This window comes from Arthrobacter sp. Y3223164 (assembly GCF_059091005.1).
The window spans coordinates 1-6,762 of sequence record NZ_JBNHGF010000132.1 but is presented as its reverse complement, the minus strand read 5'-3'; the positions used below and the strand labels follow the sequence as shown (position 1 = coordinate 6,762).

Annotated in this window: 8 protein-coding genes and 1 tRNA gene; 4 read left to right on the top strand and 5 right to left on the bottom strand. The window is 68.4% G+C overall.

The genetic code is table 11. From position 1 onward, the window contains the following. The first annotated feature begins 12 nt into the window (after positions 1 to 12). On the top strand, positions 13 to 159 hold the full coding sequence (locus AC5RUJ_RS08645; protein ID WP_494155763.1) for a hypothetical protein: 147 nt from the start codon (positions 13 to 15) through the stop codon (positions 157 to 159). A gap of 70 nt (positions 160 to 229) precedes the next feature. On the opposite strand, the gene AC5RUJ_RS08640 is transcribed toward AC5RUJ_RS08645, so the two are convergent. Continuing rightward, complete coding sequence (locus tag AC5RUJ_RS08640) at positions 230 to 508, bottom strand: hypothetical protein (protein ID WP_493978463.1); 279 nt, start codon at positions 506 to 508, stop codon at positions 230 to 232. Between the two features lie 52 nt (positions 509 to 560). On the opposite strand from AC5RUJ_RS08640, the gene AC5RUJ_RS08635 reads away from it, so the two are divergent. Beyond that, on the top strand, positions 561 to 794 hold the full coding sequence (locus tag AC5RUJ_RS08635) for a DUF5703 family protein (protein ID WP_493999711.1): 234 nt from the start codon (positions 561 to 563) through the stop codon (positions 792 to 794). Between the two features lie 27 nt (positions 795 to 821). On the opposite strand, the gene AC5RUJ_RS08630 is transcribed toward AC5RUJ_RS08635, so the two are convergent. Together AC5RUJ_RS08630 and AC5RUJ_RS08625 are read right to left on the bottom strand one after the other, a co-directional pair. Further along, a complete protein-coding gene (locus AC5RUJ_RS08630; protein WP_494127852.1) occupies positions 822 to 1,979 on the bottom strand; it encodes an acyl-CoA dehydrogenase family protein in 1,158 nt (385 codons plus the stop codon). 32 nt (positions 1,980 to 2,011) lie between these two features. Next, a complete protein-coding gene (locus tag AC5RUJ_RS08625) occupies positions 2,012 to 3,316 on the bottom strand; it encodes a M20/M25/M40 family metallo-hydrolase (RefSeq protein WP_494067822.1) in 1,305 nt (434 codons plus the stop codon). Positions 3,317 to 3,568: 252 nt separating this feature from the next. Between AC5RUJ_RS08625 and AC5RUJ_RS08620 the strand changes: the two genes are divergently transcribed. Further along, positions 3,569 to 3,652 (top strand) — tRNA-Leu (locus AC5RUJ_RS08620). Here AC5RUJ_RS08620 and AC5RUJ_RS08615 read toward each other — a convergent pair. Then, on the bottom strand, positions 3,617 to 4,168 hold the full coding sequence (locus AC5RUJ_RS08615; RefSeq protein ID WP_494074500.1) for a DNA alkylation repair protein: 552 nt from the start codon (positions 4,166 to 4,168) through the stop codon (positions 3,617 to 3,619). The genes AC5RUJ_RS08620 and AC5RUJ_RS08615 overlap by 36 nt on opposite strands. A gap of 43 nt (positions 4,169 to 4,211) precedes the next feature. Continuing rightward, complete coding sequence (locus AC5RUJ_RS08610) at positions 4,212 to 6,041, bottom strand: thiamine pyrophosphate-requiring protein (protein WP_494127853.1); 1,830 nt, start codon at positions 6,039 to 6,041, stop codon at positions 4,212 to 4,214. Between the two features lie 114 nt (positions 6,042 to 6,155). Here AC5RUJ_RS08610 and AC5RUJ_RS08605 point away from each other — a divergent pair, with 114 nt between their 5' ends. After that, complete coding sequence (locus AC5RUJ_RS08605; protein ID WP_494127854.1) at positions 6,156 to 6,707, top strand: flavin reductase family protein; 552 nt, start codon at positions 6,156 to 6,158, stop codon at positions 6,705 to 6,707. The last annotated feature ends 55 nt before the right edge of the window (positions 6,708 to 6,762 follow it).

Sequence of the window (6,762 nt, the reverse complement as noted above, 5' to 3'; positions counted from 1 at the left end):
CTGGACCTGGCGTTGAGCTGGGTGCTGCAGCGGCCCGCCGTCGGCACGGCCGTGGTGGGTCCCCGCACGCCCGCCCAGCTGGCAGAAATCTTGAAGGCGCCCTTGGACGCCCTGCCCGCCGCGATCGGCCAGGCGCTGGACGAGATTTCCACGCCGTAACGTTCCGTCCCGGGCGCGGCGGCGCCGGCCCGTCAACGCTTGATCGGGTCCGGGCGGCCTCGGGGGCGTGCTACTTTTCTTCGATCTCCAGATCGTCGTCGAAGGGGTCCACCACGTCGTCGGGTTCGTCCATGCCCTCGTCGTCCGACTCGTCGTAAATGACCAGCGGGGTCACTTCGCCGTAAGCATCGTAGAGCGCGTCCTCGTAGGTTTCGAACGATTCCATAATGGACGAGAAGGCCGCTTCCACGGCAGGATCGTCATCACCCCGGCGGCTGGAAGCGGCGGCCAGGTGCTCTTGCAGGGCGGAAACCAGTGACTCGAGTGCGACGCGCGGATCAATGCTCATGCTGTAGACGTTAGCCGCATTGTGGAGAATAAGTGAAGAGAACAGGAGGGCAATGAGAGAACAATTTCTGGGTGCCGCCGTCACCCGCGAACGCGACTACGCCCGGCAGTACGAATACCTGGTCCTGACCGTGAACAAAGACGAATCCGTCGGCGAGGCCCGCCGCGCGCTGACCGAGCACGCCGAGTACGGCAAGTGGGATCTGGTCCGGACCCGGCTGTACCTGGGCGGCGGCCGCAAGTACTGGCTCCGCCGCAGGGTACTGAAGGTCGAACGCACCGCCTGACCCCCGGCAGGCGGTGCGCGGCCCGCGTCAGTCTTCCAGCGGCCCCAGCCAGGCCGTTGCAACAGTGCTGTGCGCGGACTCGTCGTCCGAGGGGTGGTAGAGCCCGGCCAGCACGTCGCGGTACAGCCGCTCCAGTTCACCGCCGCGGAAGTACCCGCCGCCGCCGGAGACGCGTACGGCCTTCTCCACCACGTCCTTGGCGGTTTCGGTGGCCCTGATCTTGATGCCGGACAGTTTGGCGAACCAGAACCTGCCGTGGTCGGCCAGTGTATCCACGTCGCGGGCAATGGACGCCAGCTGCGGGTACAGCCCGTCCATGGCCAGGGCGGCGTCGGCCACCCGCCAGCGGATGTCCGGATCCTGCGCGTAGCTTTTGCCCGTTTTCAGCGAACGACGGCGGTGCACGGCTTCCACCGCGAGGTCCAGGGCCCGGGTGCCGATCCCCGCATAGACGGACGAGAGCAGGATTTCGAAGCACGCGAAGATGCCGAAGATCAACGGATCCGGGTTGGGTCCCACCGGCAGTTTCCGGAAGATCCGCTCCGGCGCGGCGACCGCGCCTTCCAGCACCGTGGTGTTGGACTGGCTGGCGCGCATGCCCAGCGTGTTCCAGTCGTCCTTGATCCGGTAGCCGGGCTTGTCCCGGTCGATGAACCCCCACACCAGCTGCGGTTCGGTGCCGGAATCGTCGCGGCCGAAGACACCGAGCCGCGTCCAGGCGGGCGAGAGGCTGGTGAACACTTTCGTGCCGGTGAACCCGTACCCGCCGTCCCCGCGGGGTGCGGCGACGGTGCGCGAATCGAAGAGGACCTGGTCGTTTCCGGCCTCGGAGACCCCGAACCCGAAGACTTCGCCGCGGCCGGCCTCGGCCAGGACGTAGTCCATGCTGTCGTCGCCACGGGCCTGGAGGACCCGCGCGACGCCGGTCCACACCAGGTGCATGTTGACGGCCAGCGCCGTGGCGGGTGCCGCGGTGGCCAGCCGCATCTGTGCCCTGGTTGCCTCCTCCAGCGTGTAGCCCAGGCCGCCGTCTTCCTCCGGGACGAACATTTTCAGGTAGCCCGCCTCGACGAGGTCGGCGAGGTCTTCGTGGAAGAAGCTGTTCGCTTCGTCGTAACCTGCGGCCCGGCCCCTGATGGTCTCAAGCAGGTCGTCCGGGAGCAGTTCTTCAACACTGGCGGGCATGCCGGTGGTCCTTTCGTCGTCGTTCCAAGTGGTCAGTAGGTGGTGAGCAGGCGCTGCAGGACGCGGGTGCCGAACTTCAGCGAGTCCACCGGCACCCGTTCGTCCACGCCGTGGAACATCCCGGTGAAGTCCAGGTCGTCGGGCAACCGCAGCGGAGCGAAGCCGTAGCCGGTGATGCCCAGCCGGGCCAGCGCCTTGTTGTCCGTGCCGCCGGAGAGCGTGTACGGGAGCACCACGGCGTCCGGATCCTCGTGCGCCAGCGAATCGATCATGGCGTCCACCAGGTTCCCGGCGAACGGCACCTCCAGCGACCTGTCCTGGTGCACGTAGCTGACCTGCACGTCGGGGCCCGCCAGTTCGCGGATGGTGGCCAGCACGAGCTCTTCCTGTCCGGGCAGTGTCCGGGCGTCGATCCGCGCCTCGGCCAGCCCGGGGATCACGTTTTCCTTGTAGCCGGCCTTCAACACCGTGGGGTTGGACGTGTTCTGCAGGGTGGCGCCGACGAAGCGGGCCAGGGTCCCCAGTTCCTTGAGCAGGATGTCCGGGTTGTCCGGGTCGAATTCGACGCCGGTCAGCTCGGTCACCCCGTCGAGGAACCGGCGGGTGGTGTCCGTCAGCTCGATCGGCCACTGGTGGGCCCCGATCCGGGCCACCGCCGCCGCCAGCGTGGTTACCGCGTTGTCCGTGTTGATCTGGGAACCGTGCCCGGCCCGGCCGGCGACTGCCAGCCGCAGCCACGCGATCCCCTTCTCCGCGGTCTGGAGCAGGTAGGCGCGGCGGCCGCCAATGGTGGCCGAGAAGCCGCCCACTTCCGAGATGGCCTCGGTGGCGCCGTCGAAAAGCTCGGGACGGTTCTCGACCGCCCAGCGCGCCCCGTAGGTGCCGCCGGCCTCTTCGTCGGCGAAGAACGCGAAGACGATGTCCCGGCGCGGCCGGGTGCCGCTGCGTGCCATGTGCCGCGCCACCGAGAGGATCATCGCGTCCATGTCCTTCATGTCCACGGCGCCCCGGCCCCAGATGAGGCCGTCCCGCTCCTCGCCGCTGAACGGATCCACCTGCCAGTCATCGGCTTGCGCCGGCACCACGTCCAGGTGGCCGTGCACGACCAGCGCCGGCGCCGAGGGGTCCGTGCCGGCCATCCTCGTGACCACCGACGTCCGGCCGGGCGCGGACTCGAACACGTCGGTGGCCAGTCCGGCTTCTTCCAGCAGTCCGGCCGCGTACTCGGCGGCCAGCCGCTCCCCCGGCCCCTCGTTGCCGCCGTAGTTGGAGGTGTCGATCCGGATCAGTTCCTGGCAGATCTCGGCCACTTCTTCGTGCGGGCTCGGTACAGTCATGAAGGCTCCTCGGAATCGATGTCTGTCCCCAGCCTAACGAGCGGGAGCGGTCGAAGGCAGCAGCTGTCCGCAGGAGGCGCCGCAGGTGGCGCCGCAGTTGGTACAGCCGGAGTCGGGCCCCGGTGCCGGCTCCGTCGCGCGCACGGAGGGCCCGATTCAACAGTTCGGGCAAAACATGTTAGAGTTTTTCTCGCTGCTTTCGACGGAATCGGTGCGCCTGAGGGCCTCTGGAGAACCGGCGAAAGTCCACCTGCGCGGGTGGCGGAATGGTAGACGCGCTAGCTTGAGGTGCTAGTCCTCTTATTGAGGGTGAGGGTTCGAGTCCCTTCCTGCGCACAGAGAAAGCCCCGGACTTCCGGGGCTTTTTTGTGCCCGCAGCGCGCGAAGAGCACAGGCGGCCCGGCGCAGCCACGGGTCCTCGTCTTCCGCCCACCGATCGAGGATTGCTTCCGCACGCATGCGGGACCGGCCGGTCAGCCCCTGGATCAAGGGACCGACGACGTCAATGGCGAGCGGGTCCGCCAAGGCCGCCAGGCGCGCGTCGCGCAGGAAGCCTTCCAGCCGGGTGAGGTCCGAGCTTCGCAAGAGGCGTTGGTTCGACTGCAGCAGCACCACGGCGGCCAGGCGCCGCTCGAAGACCGGCCGGGCCCACAGTTCGGAGCTGAGGGCGGTCACCTCGTCGTGCGAGAGCAGCCGGAACTTCCGCCCGGCGTCCCGGACCGTACCCCGGACCGCACCGACCGACGCACCGTAGTAGCGCAATCCGTCGCCCGCCTCGTTCTGCGCTTCCGCCCGTGCCCAGGAGGCTTCCCGCCGCAACGTGCGGTCGATAAATTCTGCCGCCTCGCTCATCCAGCAATTCTTTCATTCACTCACCGTCCCGGCCGCTACCCTCCTATCCGAATGCCCGATCGTTGCCGGCTTCTTCCTGGCCGGGCGCCCGTTCGTGACCGGCTTCTTCCTGGCCGGTGTAGGTGCGCAGCAGGTCTTTCGCGCCCTCGGCCGCCTGCCCTTCCTGATCCAGCGTCCGCTGCATGGTTTCCGCGTTCTCCCGGCCGGCCGGGAACGGCGGGAGCAGCGGAACGTCGGGATCGGTGAGCACCTCGATAAGATACGGCCGGTCGGCGGCCAGCGCCTCGTCCCATACGGCCCCGAGCTGCTCGGGGTCCTCGACCCGTTTCCCGTGCAGTCCGAGCAACCGTGCGTAGCCCGCGTAGTCGACATCGGGCAGGGCCTGGCTGTCGGCAAACCGCGGCTCGGCCTCCATCTCCCGCTGTTCCCAGGTCACTTCGGCGAGTTCCCGGTTGTTCAGGACGCACACCACAAAACGAGGGTCCATCCACCGCTGCCAGAGTCGGCCGACGGTAATCAGTTCGGCCAGGCCGCTCATCTGCATGGCCCCGTCTCCCGTGAGGGCAACAACCACCCGTTCCGGGGCGGCCAGCTTGGCGGCGATGCCGTACGGTATCGAACAGCCCATGCTTGCCAGGGTGCTGGAGAGGTGCGCCTGGGCCCCTGCCGGCAGCCGCAGCTGCCGGGCATACCAGTAGACGGAACTGCCGACATCGACGGCGAGCAGGCCGTCCGGCGGGAATCGTTCGCTCAGCTCAAAGGCCACCCGTTCGGGGTTGACCGGTTGCGCCGGCGTCATGGCCCGCTGCCGCGACAGCTCGCGAGACTGCCGCACCCAGCCTTCCACCTGCTCGCGCCACCCGCCGCCTGCGCGGTCCTCAAGCAGCGGCAGCAGCGCCGCCAGGGTGGTGGCGGCGTCGCCGGTGAGCGCCGCCTCGACCGGATAGCGGTTGCCGATGGCACTGGCGTCATTGTCGATCTGCACCGCTCGGGCAGCACCGGGCGGCGGGTAGAACTCAGTCCAGGGGTCATTGGAGCCCACGATCAGCAAGGTGTCGCAGTGTCCCAGCAGTTGGCCGCTGGCGGCGGTACCCAGATGCCCCATGGTTCCGGCCGCGAAGGGCAGCGACTCGTCCACATAGGGTTTGCCCAGCAGGCTGGTGGCAATGCCGGCCCCGAGCTTCTCCGCCACCGCAACCACCTGCCCGCGGGCATCCCGCGCTCCCTGTCCTACCAGCAGGGCAACCCGCTGCCCGGCGTTGAGCACGTCCGCGGCCGCGCGCAGGTCGTCCGGGTCCGGGACCACGTGCGGGGCACGCCAGATCGGCGCGGTGGTCACCACGCCATGGGTGTGCTCAAGTTCGGGGGCGGGAAGTTTCTGGATGTCGTGCGGAATGATCACCACGGCCGGGCCGCGGCCGCTCAGGGCCGCCTTGAAGGCGCGGTCCAGCACCAGCGGAACCTGCTCAGGGGTGCTCACCTGCTGCCGGAAGGTGGCCACGTCCTTCGTCAGGTTGGCCAGGTCCACTTCCTGCATGTACCCGGAGCCGAGCGCGGTGCGCGACTGCTGCCCGACGATGGCCACTACCGGGACGCTGTCGAGTTTGGCGTCGTACAGGCCGTTGAGCAGGTGCACGGCTCCGGGACCCTGGGTGGCCGTGACCACCCCCACCCCGCGCGTGTACTTGGCGTGCCCCACCGCCATGAAGGCGGCATTTTCCTCGTGCCGGGCCTGGACGAATTCGACCGTCCCCGCGCGCCGCAGCGCGCCCATGAACGTGTTGATGCCGTCCCCGCTGTAGCCAAAAATCCGCGACACCTGCCACGCGCGAAGCCGATCGACAATAAGGTCTGCAACGAGCCGCTGGGCCATATCCACTCCACTCGCAATTCTCAGGGTGCTTACTGTTTAACATCCCTATCATCCGCTGCCTCCGTTTTGAACCGTCCCTGAGCCGCCCCGCGGCCGGCATGCAAAGATGGCGGCATGGAACTGGACGGAGAACTGGCGGCCCATCCCGTCAGTCAGGGCGCAGTGGATCAGCGGGACATCGACCTGTACCGCACTCTCAGCGCCGACATTGCCGCGGGCGTCGCGGTGGTGTCGACGCGGTGGCGGAACCGGGACTACGCGGCGACCGTCAGCGGTTATCTCTCGGTGTCCTACGATCCGCCCACCATGCTGATCAGCCTCTTCGAGGAGTCGAGGATTTGCGACGCCGTGGCCAACTCGGGGACCTGGGCCTTGAGCCTGCTGGCCTCGCAGCACCAGGGCACGGCGAACTGGCTGGCGAGCCCGGGCAATCCGGTGGAAGGCCTGCTCAACCAGGTCTCGTACCGGCGCGGCCCGGCCACCGGTGCTGCGGTGATCGGCGGAGCCCCCGCGTGGTTCGAGCTGAGGACGACGGCGGTGCATCCGGCGGCGACCCACGTGCTGATCGTCGGCGAGGTGCTGGCCATGGGCCGGGACGCTGCCGGTTCGGAAAGCGCCGATCCGCTCATCCACTTCGGCTCCTCCTACCGGCGCTTGGGCCGCTAAAAGCGCCGGGCCACGGCCCGAGCCGGCGAGGCCGGAGTTGGTCAGGGCAGCGCCG

Coding starts and splice junctions, on each gene's coding strand:
- AC5RUJ_RS08640 (WP_493978463.1), bottom strand. CDS start 508: ATGAGCATTGATCCGCGCGTCGCACTCGAGTCACTGGTTTCCGCCCTG.
- AC5RUJ_RS08635 (WP_493999711.1), top strand. CDS start 561: ATGAGAGAACAATTTCTGGGTGCCGCCGTCACCCGCGAACGCGACTAC.
- AC5RUJ_RS08630 (WP_494127852.1), bottom strand. CDS start 1,979: ATGCCCGCCAGTGTTGAAGAACTGCTCCCGGACGACCTGCTTGAGACC.
- AC5RUJ_RS08625 (WP_494067822.1), bottom strand. CDS start 3,316: ATGACTGTACCGAGCCCGCACGAAGAAGTGGCCGAGATCTGCCAGGAA.
- AC5RUJ_RS08615 (WP_494074500.1), bottom strand. CDS start 4,168: ATGAGCGAGGCGGCAGAATTTATCGACCGCACGTTGCGGCGGGAAGCC.
- AC5RUJ_RS08610 (WP_494127853.1), bottom strand. CDS start 6,041: ATGGCCCAGCGGCTCGTTGCAGACCTTATTGTCGATCGGCTTCGCGCG.
- AC5RUJ_RS08605 (WP_494127854.1), top strand. CDS start 6,156: ATGGAACTGGACGGAGAACTGGCGGCCCATCCCGTCAGTCAGGGCGCA.